Source organism: Paraliobacillus zengyii (assembly GCF_003268595.1).
Lineage (GTDB): Bacteria > Bacillota > Bacilli > Bacillales > Amphibacillaceae > Paraliobacillus_A > Paraliobacillus_A zengyii.
On sequence record NZ_CP029797.1, the window covers coordinates 949,512 to 970,379 of the forward strand.

23 protein-coding genes are annotated in these 20,868 nt (G+C 35.2%); 12 read left to right on the forward strand and 11 right to left on the reverse strand.

What is annotated here, in order from left to right:
* Positions 1 to 44 precede the first annotated feature (44 nt).
* A complete protein-coding gene (gene asnB, locus DM447_RS04710; protein ID WP_112180122.1) occupies positions 45 to 1,892 on the forward strand; it encodes an asparagine synthase (glutamine-hydrolyzing) in 1,848 nt (615 codons plus the stop codon).
* 13 nt (positions 1,893 to 1,905) lie between these two features.
* Here asnB and DM447_RS04715 read toward each other — a convergent pair whose 3' ends face one another.
* From DM447_RS04715 to DM447_RS04725, 3 genes are all read right to left on the reverse strand, one after another.
* Positions 1,906 to 3,240 (reverse strand): MATE family efflux transporter, encoded by a 1,335-nt coding sequence (locus DM447_RS04715; RefSeq protein WP_112182660.1) that lies wholly within the window; start codon positions 3,238 to 3,240, stop codon positions 1,906 to 1,908.
* A gap of 712 nt (positions 3,241 to 3,952) precedes the next feature.
* Entirely contained in the window at positions 3,953 to 4,816 is an 864-nt protein-coding gene (locus DM447_RS04720) for an SDR family oxidoreductase (protein WP_112180123.1), read from the reverse strand.
* A 155-nt stretch (positions 4,817 to 4,971) separates the two neighbouring features.
* The gene (locus DM447_RS04725) at positions 4,972 to 5,832 is read right to left on the reverse strand and encodes a DegV family protein (protein ID WP_112180124.1); all 861 of its coding nucleotides are present in this window, start codon (positions 5,830 to 5,832) and stop codon (positions 4,972 to 4,974) included.
* Positions 5,833 to 6,049: 217 nt separating this feature from the next.
* Between DM447_RS04725 and DM447_RS04730 the strand changes: the two genes are divergently transcribed.
* On the forward strand, positions 6,050 to 6,898 hold the full coding sequence (locus DM447_RS04730) for a YitT family protein (RefSeq protein ID WP_112180125.1): 849 nt from the start codon (positions 6,050 to 6,052) through the stop codon (positions 6,896 to 6,898).
* 42 nt (positions 6,899 to 6,940) lie between these two features.
* Here DM447_RS04730 and DM447_RS04735 read toward each other — a convergent pair whose 3' ends face one another.
* On the reverse strand, positions 6,941 to 7,204 hold the full coding sequence (locus DM447_RS04735) for a NifU N-terminal domain-containing protein (protein WP_112180126.1): 264 nt from the start codon (positions 7,202 to 7,204) through the stop codon (positions 6,941 to 6,943).
* 185 nt (positions 7,205 to 7,389) lie between these two features.
* On the opposite strand from DM447_RS04735, the gene DM447_RS04740 reads away from it, so the two are divergent.
* Entirely contained in the window at positions 7,390 to 9,003 is a 1,614-nt protein-coding gene (locus tag DM447_RS04740; RefSeq protein WP_112180127.1) for a GGDEF domain-containing response regulator, read from the forward strand.
* A gap of 95 nt (positions 9,004 to 9,098) precedes the next feature.
* Here the strand turns inward: DM447_RS04740 and DM447_RS04745 are convergent, their stop codons facing one another.
* From DM447_RS04745 to DM447_RS04755, 3 genes are all read right to left on the reverse strand, one after another.
* A complete protein-coding gene (locus DM447_RS04745; protein ID WP_112180128.1) occupies positions 9,099 to 9,290 on the reverse strand; it encodes a DUF3813 domain-containing protein in 192 nt (63 codons plus the stop codon).
* Positions 9,291 to 9,302: 12 nt separating this feature from the next.
* Positions 9,303 to 9,428 carry a competence protein gene (locus tag DM447_RS04750; protein WP_112180129.1) on the reverse strand — a complete coding sequence of 42 codons (126 nt, stop codon included), beginning with the start codon at positions 9,426 to 9,428 and terminating at the stop codon, positions 9,303 to 9,305.
* 95 nt (positions 9,429 to 9,523) lie between these two features.
* Positions 9,524 to 10,354, reverse strand: coding sequence for a Cof-type HAD-IIB family hydrolase (locus DM447_RS04755; protein ID WP_112180130.1), 831 nt, complete (start codon positions 10,352 to 10,354; stop codon positions 9,524 to 9,526).
* A 149-nt stretch (positions 10,355 to 10,503) separates the two neighbouring features.
* Between DM447_RS04755 and DM447_RS04760 the strand changes: the two genes are divergently transcribed.
* Together DM447_RS04760 and DM447_RS04765 are read left to right on the forward strand one after the other, a co-directional pair.
* Positions 10,504 to 11,268, forward strand: coding sequence for a prolyl oligopeptidase family serine peptidase (locus DM447_RS04760; protein WP_112180131.1), 765 nt, complete (start codon positions 10,504 to 10,506; stop codon positions 11,266 to 11,268).
* 78 nt (positions 11,269 to 11,346) lie between these two features.
* Positions 11,347 to 11,658: a metal-sulfur cluster assembly factor gene (locus DM447_RS04765; protein WP_112180132.1), complete on the forward strand. Its 312-nt coding sequence runs from the start codon at positions 11,347 to 11,349 to the stop codon at positions 11,656 to 11,658.
* Between the two features lie 41 nt (positions 11,659 to 11,699).
* On the opposite strand, the gene DM447_RS04770 is transcribed toward DM447_RS04765, so the two are convergent.
* The 3 genes from DM447_RS04770 to DM447_RS04780 all read right to left on the reverse strand — a co-directional run bounded on the left by DM447_RS04770 (position 11,700) and on the right by DM447_RS04780 (position 14,232).
* Positions 11,700 to 12,398 (reverse strand): Crp/Fnr family transcriptional regulator, encoded by a 699-nt coding sequence (locus tag DM447_RS04770; protein WP_112180133.1) that lies wholly within the window; start codon positions 12,396 to 12,398, stop codon positions 11,700 to 11,702.
* Positions 12,399 to 12,671: 273 nt separating this feature from the next.
* Entirely contained in the window at positions 12,672 to 13,364 is a 693-nt protein-coding gene (locus DM447_RS04775) for a Crp/Fnr family transcriptional regulator (RefSeq protein ID WP_232824329.1), read from the reverse strand.
* Positions 13,365 to 13,413: 49 nt separating this feature from the next.
* The gene (locus DM447_RS04780) at positions 13,414 to 14,232 is read right to left on the reverse strand and encodes an undecaprenyl-diphosphate phosphatase (protein ID WP_112180134.1); all 819 of its coding nucleotides are present in this window, start codon (positions 14,230 to 14,232) and stop codon (positions 13,414 to 13,416) included.
* Between the two features lie 95 nt (positions 14,233 to 14,327).
* Between DM447_RS04780 and DM447_RS04785 the strand changes: the two genes are divergently transcribed.
* Entirely contained in the window at positions 14,328 to 14,651 is a 324-nt protein-coding gene (locus tag DM447_RS04785) for a hypothetical protein (RefSeq protein ID WP_112180135.1), read from the forward strand.
* Positions 14,652 to 14,722: 71 nt separating this feature from the next.
* On the opposite strand, the gene DM447_RS04790 is transcribed toward DM447_RS04785, so the two are convergent.
* Entirely contained in the window at positions 14,723 to 14,911 is a 189-nt protein-coding gene (locus DM447_RS04790) for a DUF2929 family protein (RefSeq protein WP_112180136.1), read from the reverse strand.
* Between the two features lie 177 nt (positions 14,912 to 15,088).
* Between DM447_RS04790 and DM447_RS04795 the strand changes: the two genes are divergently transcribed.
* The 6 genes from DM447_RS04795 to DM447_RS04820 all read left to right on the forward strand — a co-directional run bounded on the left by DM447_RS04795 (position 15,089) and on the right by DM447_RS04820 (position 20,855).
* Entirely contained in the window at positions 15,089 to 15,709 is a 621-nt protein-coding gene (locus DM447_RS04795; protein WP_112180137.1) for a Rossmann-fold NAD(P)-binding domain-containing protein, read from the forward strand.
* A gap of 94 nt (positions 15,710 to 15,803) precedes the next feature.
* Positions 15,804 to 16,763, forward strand: a complete 960-nt coding sequence (locus DM447_RS04800; protein WP_232824328.1) for a BMP family ABC transporter substrate-binding protein — start codon at positions 15,804 to 15,806, stop codon at positions 16,761 to 16,763.
* A gap of 165 nt (positions 16,764 to 16,928) precedes the next feature.
* Positions 16,929 to 17,864 carry a beta-ketoacyl-ACP synthase III gene (locus tag DM447_RS04805; protein ID WP_112180138.1) on the forward strand — a complete coding sequence of 312 codons (936 nt, stop codon included), beginning with the start codon at positions 16,929 to 16,931 and terminating at the stop codon, positions 17,862 to 17,864.
* A gap of 59 nt (positions 17,865 to 17,923) precedes the next feature.
* Positions 17,924 to 19,159 carry a beta-ketoacyl-ACP synthase II gene (gene fabF / locus DM447_RS04810; RefSeq protein WP_112180139.1) on the forward strand — a complete coding sequence of 412 codons (1,236 nt, stop codon included), beginning with the start codon at positions 17,924 to 17,926 and terminating at the stop codon, positions 19,157 to 19,159.
* Between the two features lie 608 nt (positions 19,160 to 19,767).
* Positions 19,768 to 19,989, forward strand: a complete 222-nt coding sequence (locus DM447_RS18905) for a YuzI family membrane protein (protein WP_479684903.1) — start codon at positions 19,768 to 19,770, stop codon at positions 19,987 to 19,989.
* A 98-nt stretch (positions 19,990 to 20,087) separates the two neighbouring features.
* Positions 20,088 to 20,855, forward strand: a complete 768-nt coding sequence (locus DM447_RS04820; RefSeq protein WP_112180141.1) for a YjbA family protein — start codon at positions 20,088 to 20,090, stop codon at positions 20,853 to 20,855.
* Positions 20,856 to 20,868: the final 13 nt, after the last annotated feature.

The window sequence follows — 20,868 nt, forward strand, 5'->3', positions numbered from 1 at the left end:
TAAGATTTATTTTTCAATATGCGAGAGGATGTGGTGATCAAATTATGTGCGGTATAACAGGATGGATTGATTATCAAAAGGATTTAACTAAGTCCGAGCAAACAATAAAAAATATGGCAAATGCCTTGCAACATAGAGGGCCAGATGAACAAAAAGAGTGGATCGATACACATGTAGCGTTTGGACATAAGCGTTTGGTTGTTGTTGATCCTGCTGGTGGAAAGCAACCAATGCATTGTCTAAAAGAAGATAATGATTATGTGCTTGTTTATAACGGAGAACTCTATAATACCGAGGATATCCGAACTGAATTACAAACACGCGGGTGGCACTTTGATTCACATTCTGATACAGAGGTATTGTTGAAAAGCTATATCGAGTGGAAGGAAGAGTGTGTAGAGAAATTTAATGGGATCTTTGCATTTGCTATTTGGGATTCTAAGAATGAAAAACTTTTTCTCGCTCGTGATCGTTTAGGTGTTAAACCATTATTTTATACCGAAAAAAATGGTTCATTTCTTTTTGCTTCGGAAATCAAAGGACTACTAGCACATGAAGACGTAAAAGCCGTTCTAGATCAAGATGGAGTGAGTGAACTGTTAGCTCTTGGACCATCTAGAACACCTGGTAATGGCGTCTTTAAGGGTATTAATGAATTAAAAGCTGCACATGTTGGTATAGTCGACCGTAACGGTTTTCGTACAAAAAGGTATTGGAACGTTAAAAGCAAAGCCCATAAAGATAGTCTTGAGGAAACGGCAAAGCAAATACGTTTCTTACTTACAGATGCAGTAGAACGCCAACTCGTTTCTGATGTTCCAATTGGGACTTTTTTATCTGGTGGTGTTGATTCAAGTGCAATTACAGCAATTGCAGCAAATTATCTAAAAAAAGAAAAGCAGCAAACTCTCCCAACTTTTTCAATCGATTATGAAGATAATGCACGTTATTTTAAGAAAAGCACCTTCCAGCCAAACAGTGATGCAGATTTTATAGGGAAAATGGTTGATGCATGCAAAACAGAACAGCATACGTATGTACTCGATAATGAAACGCTAGCCGACTTATTAAAAAATGCAGTTGAATACCGTGATCTTCCTGGAATGGCGGATGTTGATAGTTCACTGTATTGGTTCTGTGGAAAAACAAAAGAAGAGATAACAGTTGCGCTTTCCGGAGAATGTGCGGATGAGATATTTGGTGGGTATCCCTGGTTTTACAGGGAAGAAGATTTAGATCGTGAAGGCTTCCCTTGGATTCGATCAGCAGATGTTCGAACCGGTTTACTAACAAAAGAATGGCAAGATAAACTAGACCTACATGAATATATGCTCGCTCGTTACCAAGAAACAGTTGACGAAACACCTGTTTATGATGGTGAAAGTGAAATCGATAAGAAGAGAAGACAAATGTTCTATTTGAATATGCATTGGTTTATGCCAACATTATTAGATCGAAAAGATCGTATGAGCATGGGGGCAAGTTTCGAAGCGCGCGTCCCGTTTAGTGATCACCGTTTAGTTGAATATGTATGGAATATTCCGTGGGAAATGAAGACATATCAAGGTAGAGAAAAGGGCATTCTAAGAAAAGCTTTAGAAGGGTTACTTCCAGATGAAATTTTATATCGAAAGAAAAGTCCATATCCGAAGACACATCACCCTGCTTATACAGCTGCGGTTGTAGGATGGATGAATCAAATTATTGCTGATCCAAATGCGCGATTATTTGATTTATTTGATAAAGAATCAATTAAAAAACTTGTCGCTAGTGAAGGAAAAGAAATTGATACACCATGGTTTGGTCAACTTATGCGAGGGCCTCAATTACTAGCTTATTTAGGGCAAGTAGATTACTGGTTACGGAAATATGATATTGAAATAGAAAAGTAAAAGAAGCAGAGGATTACTCCTCTGCTTCTTTAGTATAAACAAATGATTTGCGGATCCAAACTTTTGAACGCCACCGACCAAGCATTAAAATTCCGCGAAGCCATTCGTCAGCAATAAAGCCAATCCAAACACCGACTAGTCCAAGCTCTAAAAATATTCCGAAAAACCATGCGAAAGTAACACTGACTCCCCACATAGATAAAACGCCAACAAATACAGGGAATTTAACATCACCAGCTGCACGCAAGGAATTAATCACAACTAAATTAAAAGCACGTCCTGGCTCTAGAATGATTGTTATGAGTAGGAGCAATGCACCTGATTCAATAATAGAGTCATTATTAGTGAAAATACCGAGTAAAAAATCACTAGAAAAATAGACAACAACGGCTGCAAAAGTACTTACTACAATCGCAATTTGGAGACTTCTAATTCCACGTTTGTATGCAGAATCAATGTCACCCGCACCAATCATATGACCAATTAATATTTGAGTTCCTTGCCCGATTGCAATCGAAAACAAGAGAATAAACATCATAATATTTTGGACATATACTTTCGTTGTAATTGCTGCTGTACCGAGCTGTGCGATGAAATAAGTGATTACCATTTGGCTACCATTATAAGATAATTGCTCTCCAGCTGAAGGAATACCAATGTTTAATAAGTGTCTCACGTTTGCTTTTTCATATTTATAAAAGGATTGAAACGGTAAGGTTCCTTTATTTCGTTTCACTAAAATAACAAGTAGTAGTAGAAATCCTAAAAATCTACTAATGATCGTGGAATAGGCAACTCCTTCCACGCCAAGAACTGGGAAATCAAACGGTCCAAAAATCACAAAATAATTTCCAATAATATTAATGATATTCATACCGATTGTTACGTACATAGTATCCTTAGTAAATCCGTAACTACGCAAGATTGCAGCAACGGTCATAATCAAAGCTTGCACAAAGATTAAACCACCAACAATATTCATATAGGCATCTGCATCGGCCATTAACTCATTAGGTAAGTCCATAAGGTTAAGTAACGAGCGGCTAAATATAAATAAGCCAAGACTTAATAATAAGGAAAAAATTAAATTAAGGCTAATTGATGTGACTGCAATTTTGCCAGCGACAAGTGCATTATCAGCACCAAGATTCTGTGCAATCAGTATTGCAGCACCAGCCGCAACAAAACCAAACATAACAATCACAACAGATAATATTTGATTTGAGACGCCGACTGCTGCAACAGCATTATCTGAGTATTGACTGAGCATTAAGGTATCAGCGTTTCCCATCAACATATGAAGTAGAATTTCAATGAAAATTGGCCAGGTTAAAGCGTATAAGGTCATTTTTTGAGGTGTATTCGATTTATTCAAAAAATCACTCCTTTTCCGTAAAAAAAATAAAAAGTTAACGTTTTCATAAAACCACACGATAATAACTTTACTTCTCCATGAAGGAAAAGGCAATCTTTTTTTAAGGTTTTTGCAAACAACGTTGCTTTCACTATTCGAATTTGAGAGGAACTCTGTCGTAAGATGCATAAAGTTTTAACTCGCTCCTCAAATGAAAGTGACTCTCTTTCCGTAGGCACGGCTTCAGCTAATTCGGTAAAGAAAACCGCTTTACAGAATGGATTTTCAGCCCGTGGGATTGCGATTATTCATCCCATCGGAAACATGTGCTGTTCCTAATGGAGTCTCGTCAATTTCATTTGATATGCTAGTATTGGTCTATAACTGTATGACAGGTTATCCTTTTTCGAACTGAGTTGAAATCACCAGCAACTTTTTACTAATTCTAAATATTGCTCTTTTCAACGAAGGAAGCAAAGGGTTGAGACTCCTGTGGGAACAGCACAAACCGAAGATCCTCTATTGAAGCGAACTTTGCTTCGATAGATAGCTGAGGTTGTGTCCACGGAAAGCGAAACCCTTTGCTGACGCAGTGAGATCAAACACGTTACGTTAGAGTATATGTTAATTTAGTCATAAACAAAAATTTCCAAACGACAGCCTTTTTAAAAGAAAAAGCAGGACTCCAAAGGAATCCTGCTTCTAATCAGCCATTTACGATAACGCCACCATTAACGTGAATCATTTGTCCAGTTACATAACTTGAATCTTTGCTAGCTAAATATACATAAGAAGGTGCAAGTTCATAAGGTTGTCCAGGTCTGCCCATTGGGTTGTTAGCACCGAATTTACCAACTTTTTCAGCATCAAAACTTGATGGGATAAGCGGTGTCCAAATAGGTCCAGGTGCTACGGCATTGACACGAATTTCTTTAGGAAGTAAAGATTGCGATAATGATCGGGTGAATGATGTTATTGCACCCTTTGTACTTGAATAATCGATCAAATCTGCAGCCCCTTTATATGCAGTGATAGATGAGCTGTTAATGATAGAACTACCTGCTTTCATATGAGGAATAACTGCCTTTGATAGATAGAAAAAAGAAAAAATATTTGTTTTAAATGTTTTTTCTAATTGTTCGTTACTAATATTCAAGAAATCTTCCTGCGGGTACTGAACAGCAGCATTATTTACAAGAATATCTATTTTACTGAATTGCTTGATGACTTGGTCAATTGCGGATTGACAGAAGGTCGAGTCACCTAGATCCCCATTAATCAGTAGACAAGTTTGTCCTTCTTTTTCAACAGCACGCTTTGTTTCCTCGGCATCGTCATGTTCGTCTAAATAAATAATTACCACATCAGCACCCTCTTTGGCATAGTGGATACTTACTGCTCGACCAATCCCACTATCACCTCCTGTGATAACAGCAAGTTTGTCTTGGAGCTTTCCACTAGCCTTATACGTACCGTTATCAAAAATTGGACGTGGATACATTTCAGATTCTATTCCAGGTTGCTTCGTTTGATGTTGCTTTGGTTGTGCATTTTGTTGTTTATTTGACATATTCATTCTCCTTCTATAGCGAGTTATCGTATGTTTACCCGGAAATTGAATTCATATGTAAGAAAGTTGTAAAATAGGAAAAAAGTTTGATAAAAAAGCTATTCCAGATTAGCTGAAATAGCGGTGTTATTCATATAATAAGATATAATGTCCTTTTATTTGTACGTGTCATTTAAGAAGAATAATGCAATAGTCCCTGGTCCGGAATGTGCACCAATTGTCGATCCGACCATATTAATATGGATATCTTTCGTATGGAATCTTTCTTGTATCATATCAGCAAGTTCTTTTGCTGTATCGTATACATCACCATGGGTAATGGCTATGCGTTGATTTGTTAAGTCTTGGCCACGTTCTTCCATAATATCGAGCATTCTTTTCCAAACCTTTTTAGAACCACGAATTTTTTCCAGAGGGATTAATTGTCCATCTTCCACGTGTAGGATAGGTTTAATTTTTAAAAGTGTTCCAACAAAAGCGGCAGATTTGCTTACACGCCCACCTCGATATAAATATTCAAGGTCATCGACAGTAAAGATGTGTTCCATATGGTCTGCATGATACTGACTGACTTCAGCTATTTCTGCTAATGCTTTACCTTCTTTAGCTAGTTCTGCAGCACGCATAACGACTAAACCATATCCGAGTGATGCACACTTGGTGTCAATTATGGTGATTTCCCAATTTGGATATGTGTTTTTTACTTCTTCCTCAGCTATTTTCGCGGATTGGTATGTACCCGAAAGTGCTGATGAAAAAGATAGATACAAACAAGGCTTATTCTCTTTTGCATACTTTTCAAATAGTGTAGTAAAAGCCTGTGGTGAAACTTGAGAAGTCTTAGGTGCCTTTCCATTACGCATCGCATCATATATTGTTTTTGCGGAAATAGTTTTACCATCCTCATAGTTTTGGTCATCTAGTTGGACTGTTAACGAGACACTGTCTACTTGAAAGTATTCAAAATCCTCTTTTGATAAGTCACTAGCAGAGTCTGCAATAATTTGAACTGACATGCTACTCACCTCCATTTAATTAATAAGATGTCGTAAACAATATAGACATCCATTGCAACGTAACTACTTCTAGTTTATAGTTACGTAGGGTATTCGTCAAAGTAAATATAGTCTGTTCTCTCTATATAAGATTATCCACTTGATATCTAGGGTATGTAAAGAGAACAAAAAGTAAAAGCTATAATCAAAAGTTTTAAGTAAGGAGTTGTAAGTATTTATGTTCATATTTGAAGCAAAACGTATTTTTGTTGTTATCATAGGTGCATTGCTAAACGCTTTAGCCTTGAATTTCTTTCTAATTGGCGCTGACGTTTATGCAAGTGGATTTACCGGGATGGCACAGTTATTATCAACCGTTTTTTCTGATTACTTTGGAATAGATTTTATTAGTACAGGTATATTACTTTTGCTATTAAATATTCCAGTTGCTATATTAGGTTGGTTTAAAGTTGGTCGTTATTTTACTGTATATAGTTTTATTTCCGTTGCATGTACAACGTTATTTCTTGAAATTATTCCAGTTATAAGTTTCTCAAGTGATATTATGTTAAATGCTGTATTTGGCGGTGTAATCGGTGGTGTAGGTATTGGGATTTCATTGAAATGGGGTGCTTCAACAGGCGGTTCTGATATAGTAGCAATGGTGCTGTCACGGATGAAGGACCGTCCAATTGGAAGTTATCTAATGATTATAAATGGTGTTATTATCGTGTTAGCAGGTTATTTAAATGAACCTGAAAACGCACTATACACACTGTTAGCACTTTATGTTACAACACGTGTAATAGATACCTTACATACACGACATGAAAAAGTTACAGCTATGATTGTCACCAAGAAAACAGATGAACTACAACAAGCAATACATGATACGATGGTACGGGGTATTACCATTTTACCAGCTCGTGGTGCTTATTCAAAAGAAGATAAGTCGATGTTAGTCCTAGTTATTACCAGATATGAATTGTATGACTTAGAAAGAATTATTCATGAGGTCGATCCACATGCATTCACTAATGTTGTTCAAACAACTGGAATTTTTGGTTTCTTCCGAAAAGGTGAATAAAAGAATGGCTGTGTTAAACAAGTTGTTTAACACAGCCATTTTTTAATAACCGTATTTATTTAATAAACTTTCTACTTGTGAAAGAAGACCATCCCATTCAACATCAATTTTTTTATTAACTGTGATGAAATGTTGATAACCGAATACGTTGTCTACACCTTCAAGTGCCATTAGCTCATTCATTACTTGATAATCACTTGTTTGACCAGGCATAACAGAGATACTGCTATTTCCTTCAAAAATTAATGAATCAGTTGAAAACTTCATTGCGTTTGGATTTGGTGTTGCTTCTACTATAACGCTCATACTTTTTCCTCCTAAATCGACTACTTCCATATCATTTTAGCAAATTTTTAGCAATTAAAAAAGAAGAAAAAGATATTGCTTCCCATAGACAGATACTTTACGATAGATAGAGATGAAAAAAAGACTGGTTAAAGGGTATAATAAATAACGAATATAGCATTGATCCTGTTTGGAGTGAAAAGATAATGAAGGAATATCAAATCATCTTTATGAAACGCTACATACATATACTAGAAAAATGGAAAAAACGTGAAGTGATAAAGAATGATGAGATTCAACAGTTATTAAATGACATAAAAGATACGGCAATGCATATAGAACTACACCACTTGGAAGAAATAGCAACATCCTTGTTAGAAGAAATGAATAAGGAGAGAAAAGCTGATTGGACAGAGGAAGAGTGGAGTAACTTTATTCAACCACTCGTATTGCTATTTGACGAGCAGACGGTTGAAAGAAGTAGTAAGTTAAATAAATCACCAAAACGTATTACAGCATTATTATTAGATAATGAAGTAGGTTCAGTGTATCAAATTAAAGAAGAATTAGAGAAGCTAAATTATGAAGTGTTAATTGCAACCAAAGTCAAACGAGCCATTGAATTATTTTATGATTACCATCCAGATTTAATACTTATCCATACATCAATGGAAGAGACTGTTGTCTTATATGCTTTGTCTAAATTAAGTGAAAGAGCAATTGAGTCATTCATTCCAATTTTCGTAATTGGTAATTCAAATGAACCTTCCTTAAAGATTAAAGTATATGATGCTGGTGCAACAGATTATATAGATAATGCGATTGAATACGATGTGTTAGATAGTCTAGTTGCCAATCGAATGAGACAGCAAGCTTATTTTAAGAAAAGTGTTCTATTTGATGAATTAACACAAGCATATAATAGAACGTTTTTATCTAATGTTTGGAAAAACTTAATAAAAAGATACAAGGAACGTGAGCAGATTTTTAGTTTAGTTTTAATTGATTTAGACTTTTTTAAACAAGTAAATGACAGGTATGGACATGCGGTAGGGGACGTTGTCTTGAAAAATTTCTCATCTTATATGTTAAAAGAAAAACGTCCGTCAGATTTCTTTATTCGTTATGGTGGAGAAGAATTTATTTTAATTATGCCAGAGATAAATCAAATAGAAGCGCTCAAGTATACCAATGCGTTACTAGAGAAGTTTATCAAAACGGGGCACCATACGAAAGACGGCGAAATTTTCCTCAGTTTTACAGCTGGTATTTCTGAGATGGGAGAAGGCATTGCAACTATTGATCGTTTAATTGAGAAAAGTGATAAAGCTTTATATTATGGTAAGGATCAAGGAAGAAAACGAGTAGAAGTTTATCGATATGATTTGGAGAAAGACCCACTTGCTGAAGGTGGAGAGGTGACTTTGAAAATTGCTATTGTAGATGATGATCGTTTTATTCGACGTTTACTACAAGATAAGTTAGCGAAACTTCAAATTGAACCATATAGAATGGAGATAGCTTCATTTCACGATGGGGAGATATTTCTAGAATCTAATTGGTATAAGGGCAGAGAGAAGAAAATCGTCTTATTGGATGGCATTTTACCTAATCTTGACGGGTTAGATATTTTGAAATATTTAAGACAAACAGTAAATGAATCTGAAATTGGTATAATGATGTTATCAGGAAGACAAAAGAATAGTGATATGGTTAAGGCCTTAGAATTAGGTGCAGATGATTACATTACAAAACCATTCAGTTTAGAGCAACTAGAAGCGCGAATAAAACGATTAGTACATCGTCTGTTTAGTCGATGAATTGAATTATGTATAAAAGAAAAACTAGGTGGTTATCTAGCATAAACGCTAAGTAACCGACCTAGTTTATTTAACTTGTTTTGTAAAAAGGAGTCTTAATCTAATGCTTGTTCATCACTTAAATGAACTTCTAACTGTTGTAATTCTCTTTGTTCTTCAGGGGTAGCCTGTGCATAGGCAGCTTGAACAGCTTTAGAAGCAGCTTGCTTGTCTTCTTCTGTATAATTTGTTCCTGATGTTACACGTTGCATCGCGTCTTTTGCTTGCTGAAATAAATGATTTGCCACAATAGTTTCCTCCTACAAGTTGTTTTTTGTTGCGTCTGTGTCTATTAAGCGTTCGTGGTAAGGAAAGCGTTCATCATGTTTTTTTACTACATCTGCCCCTTGTGCAGTAAAACGTTTTGATTTACTTTTTTTAGACATATTTTTCCCTCCTATACCAATAAGAAAAAAGCCTGCACTCTAATTGAATGCAAGCTTAGTTTAAATCAAATTCAATTTTTTATACCTGTCGATAATTAGGCATCGACCTTTAATTTTAAATATGTTTCTAAAAATTCACCTATACCATCTTCTTCATTCGTCGCAGTAATATGATTAGCAAGATCTTTTAATTCATCTATGGCATTGCCCATCGCAACGCCAGCACCAGCATACTCAATCATTTCATTATCATTATCTTCATCGCCAAAAGCGATAACATTTGCTTGAGGAATATTGTAATAATGTGCAATACGTTGTAAACCAACAGCTTTATTCATACCTTTACGAACAATTTCAATCACATTCCATGGGGCGCCCCATTTACGATGTTCAATTACTTCAGCATGATCAAGATCTAATTGCTCGCGCAAAGCTACAATGTGGTCTTCACGTGGATGAATTAATAAAGAAGTAGGATCTTCCTTTAATTCATTCTTTAAGCTACCAATTACAATTGGATTTTTTTCTCTATCTGTATGCAAAATGGTCATTAACTCTTCATCATATCGATCTAAGTAAACATCATCAGTAACTTCAGCCATAATATTGTTCACTTCTAGATCGTAGCAAGTTTGAACTATTTTTAAAGCTGTCCGTTTTGGAAGTGGACTATGTAATGCTTTCCATTTAGAATCTGTAGGGTGGTGAATAAGTGCACCATTAAAATTAACCATCGGTGTATCCAAGCCTAATTCATGATAGTAATCAATACTAGCTCGATGTGGTCTACCAGTAGCAATTACGACGATGTGACCTTCTTCTTTTGCTTTTAAAACAATTTTTTTTGTACGTTCACTAATTACTTTTTTGTCAGTTAACAATGTTCCATCAAGATCTAAAGCAATTAGATGTCGTGTCTTTGTCATTAAAATCACCTCTTATTAGTAAGTACAGTTTAAAGAAGAATTTTACTTCTGTAAAGAATTTGTTGTATAACGTTTTAATTTTGCATCTGAGTATTGGAAAATATATGATAGTAATACTACTATATATTAATGTTAGAGAGGAAAAACTAATGATACATATTGAAAAGGAAATTTGGCATGAAATTCCGATTTTGGTTATTGTAGATAGTGAAAAGAAAGAAGAGCCTTTACCAGTATTAACTTATATACATGGATTTACAAGCGCAAAAGAACATAATTTACCACTTGCATATCTAATGGCTGAAAAAGGTTATCGTGTTTTGTTACCGGATTGTTTTTTGCATGGTGAACGGGTAATAAATCTTGATGAAAAACAACGTCAAATGAAATTCTTTGACATTATAAAACAAAATATACTGGATCTAAAATTAATAAAAGAAATATTAGATCAACGCGGATTATTATTGGATAATCGTTTTGGATTAGCTGGGACAAGTATGGGCGGTATTACAACTGCGGCTGCTTTAACACAATATCCTTGGATTAAATCGGCAGCAATTTTAATGGGTACACCTAAAATCACGATATACGCGCGCCAGATAATTCAAGAAATTCAAAAGCAAGGCGTCAATCTCCCAATGTCAACAGAAGAAATAGAGAAGATGCTCGAGAGTTTAAATGCAATTGATTTATCGATGCAGCCTGAAAGATTAGATGGAAGGCCTTTATTCTTCTGGCACGGTGAAAAAGATATGGTTGTACCATTTGACCACGCTCATAGCTTTCATCAACAAATTCTAGGTGAATACAAGAACCAAGAAAGTATTCGATTTATACCTGAAATTGGTGCTGGGCATAAGGTAAGTCGCTTAGCTATTTTAGAAACAGTGAAATGGTTTGAATTGCAATTATAGAAATCGTGATATAGATCATTTTATTTTTAATACTTTTATGTTTATAATATAGTATACGTAAATAAAGGAGGAAATATTATGGAGGAAGCGTTACAAGAGAATCTAATGGGTGCTTTGGAGAATGTAATTGATCCCGAGCTTGGAATAGATATAGTTAATTTAGGTCTTGTTTATGGCGTTAATTTAGAAGATGATGGCCTTGCTGTTGTCACGATGACTTTGACAGCAATGGGCTGTCCATTAGCTGCGCATATTGAAGAAGACGTCAAGAGTGTTCTTGCAGATCTTCCTGAAGTAAAAGATACAAGAGTTGATATTGTGTGGAGCCCACCTTGGGGTAAAGAACGCATGTCACGTTATGCGAAAATAGCACTTGGTATTCCAGATTGATAAAGCCTTTTAAAAAACGTCCCTTAATTTAAGGGACGTTTTTAATTGTTAAATAATAAATGATTTAACAATTCCTTGTTTATAAGTAATGCACCGTTCTGATGCTTCTTAATAGTTTGTTGTTTTTTTAACTGAGACAATGTGCGGCTGACTGATTCTCTACTTGAGCCGATCATATTTGCAAGTTGTTGATTAGAGAAAGGAGTTTGCAGAACAAACCATCCGTTTACTTGTTCTTCGCCATGTGTTTCAGTTAGACGTAATAACAACATAATGATTTGTTCATAGGTATTATGTAAAATTTGTTCCTCTAATCTATTCTGTAAATCAATGATTAACCCACCTAATACGTGAATTAATTTGATGCTAATCGAAGGGTTAGTAATTAAAAAGTTTTCAAATGTTTGGATTGGTAAAGAATATATTTCTGTCTCTTCAACAGCTTGGGCATGTGCCGGGTAGTTACCTTTCCTGAAAAATCCTTGATGTGGAAACATATCCCCTTTGGTCAACAAATTCACAATTTGTTCTTTACCATGAATATCTGTTTTGTAAATGTTTATACTGCCAGTTTTAATAAAGAAGACAGTTGTTAAAGGTTCCCCCTGCATGAAAACATGATTGCCACGTTGATATGTATGTGACTTCATTAGTGACAAAATAGGCTCAAGTTCTGCTGGTGCTAAATCTTTGAACAATGGTATAGATTTAAATAATTGAATGGTTGATTCATCTCTCATAAACAATTCTCCCTTCATTGTTTATTCATTCTAAAAAGTCTCTTAGCAGTAGATAGAAACTGCGACATAACATACCGCTTTGGAAATATACTCTGCTTTCCGTGGGATTGTGATTACTCATCCCATCGAAAACATTCGCTGTTCCCACAGGAGTCTCAACCATTTGCTTTCTTCGCTGGATAGCGTAATTTTCCATAGTGCATATTGTTGATCATTTTTCCTAACTTGAGAAGCGGGTCAGGGGACTATATTGTGTTGCAGTTTATTAGGTTTTTAATTAATTGTACATAACACGATGGGGCAGTTTTCACAGTTTATTTCTGTTTTTAAATAATCTAAATCAAAAATAGTGATTTTGCCTTTTTCCATTCCGATAATGTTAAGACGTTTTAATTCATTTAATAAACGATTAACACTTTCACGAGAGGTTCCGCAAAAATTTGCTAGTTCTTGATTTGTAAGATTAATTTCTAGTAATATGCCTTCCTTTTTCTTCTCTCCATAGCTATTGGAAAGTCGAATTAGTGTTGAATATAAAGCACCTTTTTTCCCATGAGAAACTAGATCTCTGAATTTTGTTTGATCACGTCGATAGTTAAGATTCATTATTTTTAATAACTCAATCGACAGTTTGGGATTCGTTAGTATTTTTTCCTCTAATGTTTTTCTTTTAATTACGCCAACTTCTCCGTCTTCGGTTACTTTGGCATTTAAAATGTACTTTACCTCTTCATTATCTAATGTAAGTTCCCCAACAATGTCATCTTTGGAGCAAATGCGTAAAAATAGTTCTCGACCGTCCGATGAAATTTTACCGATTTGTATGCTACCTGATTTAATAATAAAGAGGTCAGATACTTCTTCGCCTTGTTGGAAAAGGTACGTATTTTTTTTTATTGGTAAAGTATAATCGATTGCTGACAAAACAGTTGCAAGTTCTATTGATGTGTTTTGTGATACAGGAATTTTTTTCACATTTTTCAGCTCCCCATAAGACAATTTTTGTCATACTAATTTATAACAAAATAAAAGCGATGAATCCTGCAATAAAGCAATAAATAGCGAAATATTTTAAATTTCCACGAGCCATAACGTTCATAAACCATTTTAAAGAAAAATAAGTTGCTACAGCAGCTGCAATAAAAGCTAATAAATAAGGGATCCACATGGTTTTTAATTCTGCAGTAAATAAATCGTCAATTGATAACAAAAATGTTCCGAAGCTAATTGGAATGAAGAGTAGGAAAGAGAATCGTAACGCTGTCTCTTGCTTCATTCCAAGTAACATAGCAGCAACAATGGTTGCACCAGAACGACTAATGCCGGGGATTAATGCGACTGATTGAGCTAATCCAACTATAATGGCATCTTTCAGTGTTAGTGCACCGTCATTTTTACGACCTCTAATGTTTCGAATAATCCATAAACCTATACCTGTAATAATTAGCGTAATACCAATTTGTTGTGGTTTGCTAAAAATCAAACCAATTTGTTCCTCAAATAATAACCCAATTACACCTGCTGGAATTGTTGCAACAATAAGATACAAAATGAAATCAAAGTCTTCTTTAGCATCTCGTTCTCTTTTTACAATAAAACGCAAACCGTTTTGAATTAAACGAAGAATGTCATCCTTATAAATAATTAAAACAGCAATCAGTGAACCAAAGTTAACGAGTATCTCAAAAGACAAATTATCCAACTTTAGTCCAAACAAATTTTGGACAATGACAAGGTGCCCACTTGATGATATCGGAATTGGTTCGGTAAACCCTTGTACTAATCCAAAAAAAACATACTTTAATAACAAACTAAAGCTCTCATATAATTCCATTTCTTTTCCCCCAATTAATCATTTATCAGTTCCGCGTTTGTCACAAATAAAACCATAAAAGCATACGTTATGAATGAGAAAGGGAGGTTATTTTAATGCATCAGCCCAATCAACATCAACATATGCACGACTTATGTAAAAATCACATGCATAGCTATGTATTACTAGAAATATCAGATGGATCCGTAATTGATGGTATTATCACAGATGTCGATGAAACCCATGTTCATGTCGCTGTTCCTAATGATTTAGGGACAGAAAATGATGAGCGCTTCACTCCATATGGTTATGGTTTTCCACAAGGGCCAAGACCACCATATGGATACGGGCCATACCCATATCCAGGACCTGGACGTTTTAGACGCTTAGTCTTACCCTTAGCAGCTCTAACCGCGCTAAGTGTTCTTCCATGGTATTAGAAGCAGTTAGAAACTGTTTGGTAACAGTGATAAACCCTTGCCAATAGGTTTGACAAGGGTTCATCACCTAACTATTCGACTGTTTCATTTGTATCAGGAGTAATAATGAAATCCCCAACAATCGTAACGATTATACTGAATGTTACTGTTAAGACAATAACAGGTCCAAATGCAAATTGATCACCAGTCATGCTTGTTAAAACATAAGCAAGTAGCGTACCAAGGACAAAGGACCAAAAAACAACACCTAGAAAACGCATAGTTTCACCTCTATTTATACATTCACCTATCTTATTTTATACTACCAAATAAGAGCTTGAAAATAAAGTGAATTTTTTGTGCCATCCGTATACTTTTAACAAATGAATAAAACTTATGCAGTTCATAAGTGACTACTAAACGTTTCTATCGTACTTAGTAAGAAAGGAAGAGAATAAATGTACATCATAATAGGTTGTTTTAATTGGATTGGCTATCATTTAACAGATGCATTATTAGTAAATGGAGAAAAGGTTGTCGGAGTAGATCATTTAGGGAATCCCAAAAAAGAAGAATTAGCATTAAATATAGGAAGAAATGCTAATTTCACACTATATGAAAAAATAGATGCTAGCAATTTAAAGGAATTAGATCCTAAAGCTATATTTGTCTTTGATGCTAGAGTAGATTCTAATTGTACGTATTCTTTCGACGGTAGATGTTTTATTTGCACGAATGAAGGTGTTGCGAAAAATAATATAATAGAAATAACTCCACCACTTTTATATGGCGAATGGATGGAACGAACGGCAACTGGATATTATCAAGATCATACATTTATTAAATTTAATAGTGATTTATTTAATGATAAAGCAATTTATATTAAAGATTTTGTATATGCAATGGTGCAATTAATTGATGCGAGCGTATTACCTGATTCAATTACGTACTATACTCCTACACAAACAATGAATAAACCGACGTATAAGGATGAATTATTCATTTTACCTAGTATGCCTAATAAAAAAAGATTGGCTAAAGTAGATGATTTTTATCATATGAATAGTGATTTTCAGTAATGTAATCAAATTGTAATCTGATTTTACGTATACGTAATTCGTTTAAAAAGGTAAAATAAAGGTACAAGTCTCTTATGCGGAGGAGTGCCACTTTTTGAAAAAAGCAATTTTCTATTTATTTATTTTATTATTAATTACCATCCCATTACTAACTAGTTGTAGTTCTAATGGAGAGATTGAAAAGGTAGGTATGCTTGTAGAACATTCTGTTAATGATCAGACATGGGGATCAGAAGGGTATCAAGGTTTATTGCAAATTAAGGATCAATTCAATGTTGATGTTTATTTCAAAGAAGGAATACAAACACAATCAGACGTTAATCGCTCTGTTGAGGAGTTTGTTCAGCAAGGTGTGAATATAATATTTGGACATAGTAGTATTTATGGTAAATATTTTGATGTGATTCATACTTCTTATCCAGATGTGCAATTTGTCTATTTTAATGGTGGTTATGAAGGTGAAAACTTAACAAGCCTAAACTTTAACTCAAATGCGATGGGCTTTTTTGCAGGTATGGTTGCTGGAAAGATGACGAAAACAAACGAGGTAGGAATTATTGGCGCATATGAATGGCAGCCAGAAATTGAAGGTTTTTATGAAGGAGTTAAATATCAGAATCCTGATGCAAATATTTCAATGAATTTCGTCAATGACTGGGATAATGTTGACCGTGCCCTTGAGATTTTCTCTGTGATGAATGAAGAAAGTGTAGATGTTTTTTATCCTGCAGGTGATAGTTTTAGTTTAGAAGTTATTAAAGAGATTCAGGAACACAATAAATATGCTATTGGATATATTATAGATCCTTCCGATATAGTAGGGGCAACTGTTTTAACTAGTACATTACAACATGTTGATAAATTATATTTATCTGCGGCAGAACTTTTTGATAAAAATGAATTAAGTGGTGGTATATTTACTTATGATTTTCAGGATGATGTCATCTCTTTAGGAGAATTTAGTCCTGATGTGCCAGATGCATATCGAAAGAAAATTGAACAGGAAATAGAAGCATACATAAACACTGGTTTATTACCAAATGAAAAAGATTAAAGCAATTGCTTTAATCTTTTTTTGGTGTTATATATAAAAATAGTTTGTTATGATTTCTATTCTAATGGAGAAAGTAAAACTTGATTATATATAAAAATTCTATTATATTAGTACCAAGTCCTAATAATTGATTATAAAATTAATTTTTCTGAGAGGTTGAATAAAATGCGTGCAGGTATCATTGGAGCAGGACATTATGTCCCAGATAAAATAGTTACAAATGCCGATTTAGAGAAAATTGTAGATACAAATGATGAGTGGATTCGTACAAGAACTGGTATTGAAGAGCGCCGGATAGCAGAAGATACTATGGATACATCCGATATGGCCTATGAGGCTGCAATTCGCGCAATGGAAGATGCAAACATTACAGGTGCTGACATTGACTTAATCCTAGTTGCTACGGTAACTCCGGATATGCCTTTTCCTACAGTATCTTGTATGTTGCAAGAAAGATTAGGAGCAACAAAGGCAGCGGCAATGGATCTAAGTGCTGCTTGTGCAGGATTTATGTACGGAGTAGTTACGGCGAAACAATTCATTGATACGGCTGTATATAAAAATATATTAGTTATTGGAGCTGAGAAGCTTTCTAAAATAACAGATTGGTCTGATAGAAATACGTGTGTTTTATTTGGAGACGGTGCTGGAGCAGTTGTTGTCGGTGAAGTAAGTGATGATAAGGGGATTCTCTCCTTTGAATTGGGAGCTGATGGAAGCGGTGGAAAGCACTTGTATCAAGATAATGATTTTATTAGTATGAACGGAAGAGAAGTATTTAAATTTGCTGTTCGTCAAATGCCAGAATCATCGCTTCATGTGGTCGAGAAAGCAGGATATGCAAAAGAAGATGTTGATTATTTAATCCCACACCAAGCAAACATTCGTATTATGGAAGCTGCAAGAAATAAATTAGATATACCAGTTGAAAAAATGGCAACATCAGTTAAAAGATTTGGTAATACGTCATCAGCATCCATTCCAATTGCTTTATCAGAAGCGGTACAGAATGGCGATGTTAAAGATGGAAATCTTATTGTATTAGTTGGTTTTGGTGGCGGATTAACTTGGGGAGCAATTGCAATGAAGTGGGGAAGATAATTGTTTTAACCAGTTTAATGATTGAGACTAGATAGATTCGATTAAAGGAGGAGAATTGCATGGAAAAAAAACGTGTTGTTGTTACCGGCCTAGGAACCGTTAGTCCATTAGGGAATACAATAGATTCGTTATGGGACAATCTAATTGAAGGTAATTCTGGAATTGATTATATTACGAAAGTCAACAAAGATGAATTTCCTGTTAAAGTTGCTGCGGAAGTTAAAGATTGGGATGCATCCATTTATATGGATAAAAAGGAATCGAAACGTATGGATTTATTCACCCAATACGCTGTAGCAGCTGCTAAAATGGCAGTAGAAGATGCGAAACTAGATATAACAGATGAAATAGCACCACGTGTTGGTGTGTGGATTGGTTCTGGAATTGGTGGTATGGGTACCTATGAAGAACAGTTCAGAAAGTTTCTTGATAAAGGGTATCGAAGAGTTAGTCCGTTTTTTGTGCCGATGTTAATTCCAGACATGGCTGCTGGTCAAGTTTCTATTCAGTTAGGTGCAAAGGGGATTAATTCTTGTACAGTGACAGCTTGTGCTACTGGTACAAATTCAATCGGAGATGCTTTTAAAGTGATTGAGCGTGGTGATGCAGATGTTATGATAAGTGGCGGTGCAGAAGCTCCACTAACAAACATGGCCTTCGCTGGTTTCTCTACTGCGAAAGCATTATCTTTTAATGATGACTTAAAAACTGCAAGCCGCCCGTTTGATAAAAATAGAGATGGATTCGTTATGGGTGAAGGTGCTGGTATTCTTATATTAGAGTCATTAGAATCAGCAGAAGCACGTGGTGCAAAGATCTATGCAGAAATAGTAGGATATGGTTCAGCTGGTGATGCCCATCATATCACAGCACCTGCACCTGAAGGAGATGGTGCTAGCCGTTCGATGCAACAAGCTATTGATGACGCGGAAGTCGATGTGAGCGCAATTGATTATGTCAATGCACATGGGACAAGTACTCAATTAAACGATGCATTTGAAACAAAAGCTATGAAGACAGTTTTAGGTGAACATGCTTATAATGTTGCGATTTCATCTACAAAATCGATGACTGGCCACCTTTTAGGAGCAGCTGGTGCAGTGGAAGCAATTGCATGTATTAAGGCAATTGAAGATAGCATTATTCCGCCAACGATAAATTATGAAACGCCAGATACTGAGTGTGATTTAAATTATGTACCAAATCAAGCTATAAAAAAAGAAGTGAATGTTGCGTTAAGTAACTCATTAGGATTTGGTGGACACAATGCAACACTAATATTCAAAAAATATTAATCGCATGCTGTTTGATCAAATAACTACTGGCTTTGAAGTTTTTAATAAATTAAGACATAATTTCCTTAAGCCAGAGTTACCATCAACTGCGACTTAATAGAATTTCCTGCCCCGCTCCTCAAGTGAAATTGACTCCCTTTCCGCAGGCACGGCTTCAGCTAACTCGAAAACTAAGAACGTTTTCGAGTGGATCTTCAGCCCGCGCTGTTCCTGCAGGAGTGTCGCCAATTTCACTTGATACGCTAGTATAGTACACTGTAATATTAGAAGAGCATAAATTAATCACATGTCGAAAAGGTGCGCTATCAAGCGAAGGAAGCAAATGGATGACACTCCTGTGGGAACAGCAAATGTTTTCGATGGGTTGAGTAATCGCAATCCCACAAGTTGAAGATCCACTCGGAAAGCGATCTTTGCTTATCCGAGTTAGCTGAAGCCGTGCCCACGGAAAGCGGAGTATATTTCCAAAGCGGTATGTTACGTCGCTGTTATATAAATAAAAGATTAAAGCCTTAGCTGTGTTTTACAGCTAAGGCTTTTTAATTTCATAAATCATTATTTATGTTAGATAAACATATAGTTAATCTAAAGATGGACAGGCCAAAGAGGTGATAGATACATTGTTTTATTTACTTTTATTTTTAATAGGTTTTGGACTAGCTGTTGCAGGAGGCGTAACAATCATTTTGTATTTAAATTTTATTCCGGCGGGATTACCATGGATAGACTATTTTATGTTCATACAAACTCGAGCTGAGTGCTATCTTTTTTTGATAGGAATTATCATGATTACACTGGCAGTTCCGAAGCTACCTCGATTGTTCAAATGAATATTTTTTTCTAAATTGGTCATACTGATTGCTAAATCAAGATTCGTTCATCTCTTTATAACGAATTAAAGCAGATGATGACTGGGAGTGTGTTACATATGCAATATTTACATGATGTATGGGTGAATTGGTTTGAAGGTGAAGAGAATGGATATAACGTTTGTGGCTTTCATGAATGGCGTAAACATGACGGGATTGAGATACTAGATCAGATCCCTGTTATTTATGTAAATCATACATTGTTTGATTTAATTGAAAATGATTTAGCCGACTTGCCGCAGAAAATGTTAGATCACATTAAAAACCGAGCGTACTTACGCAAAAATCAGGAAAGAATTCCATTAGAGTTTGCTTGTATAATCACAGACTCAAAAGCAGTACTTGTCTTGGATACAATGGGTTATAATATACCAATTCGGAAAAGCAGGTTAATACCCCGACAAGAGCGACTTGTTTATGAGATGATTGATGAAAAAGCCAAACCAACATTTTCAATTGATACAAAAAAATCAGAAAAAGCGTATCATATTTTATCCTTACCACCAAAAGAAATGGTAGGTTTAACAAGAAGGGAACGACAATTAAAACAGCTATTAATGATGGCACTTGATCAATTAGAGCGAACGAATAATAAAGAAGAGTTACAATACTGGTTAACCGAGTGGGCTCCACAACGTTATCAAGCCATCCGGAAGATGAATGAGGATACTGCATGGCATATACTGTACCAAGAACTTGTAAATGGTTGGTCAATTGGTCATGAAGTCTTTTGTAAGAAGATTATTAAAGGACAACCATTTTTCGAAAAAATATGGGAACTGGAAGAGAGCGAACCCAAAAATCAAACCTATAAAAGAATTTTATAATGAAAATGGCGTA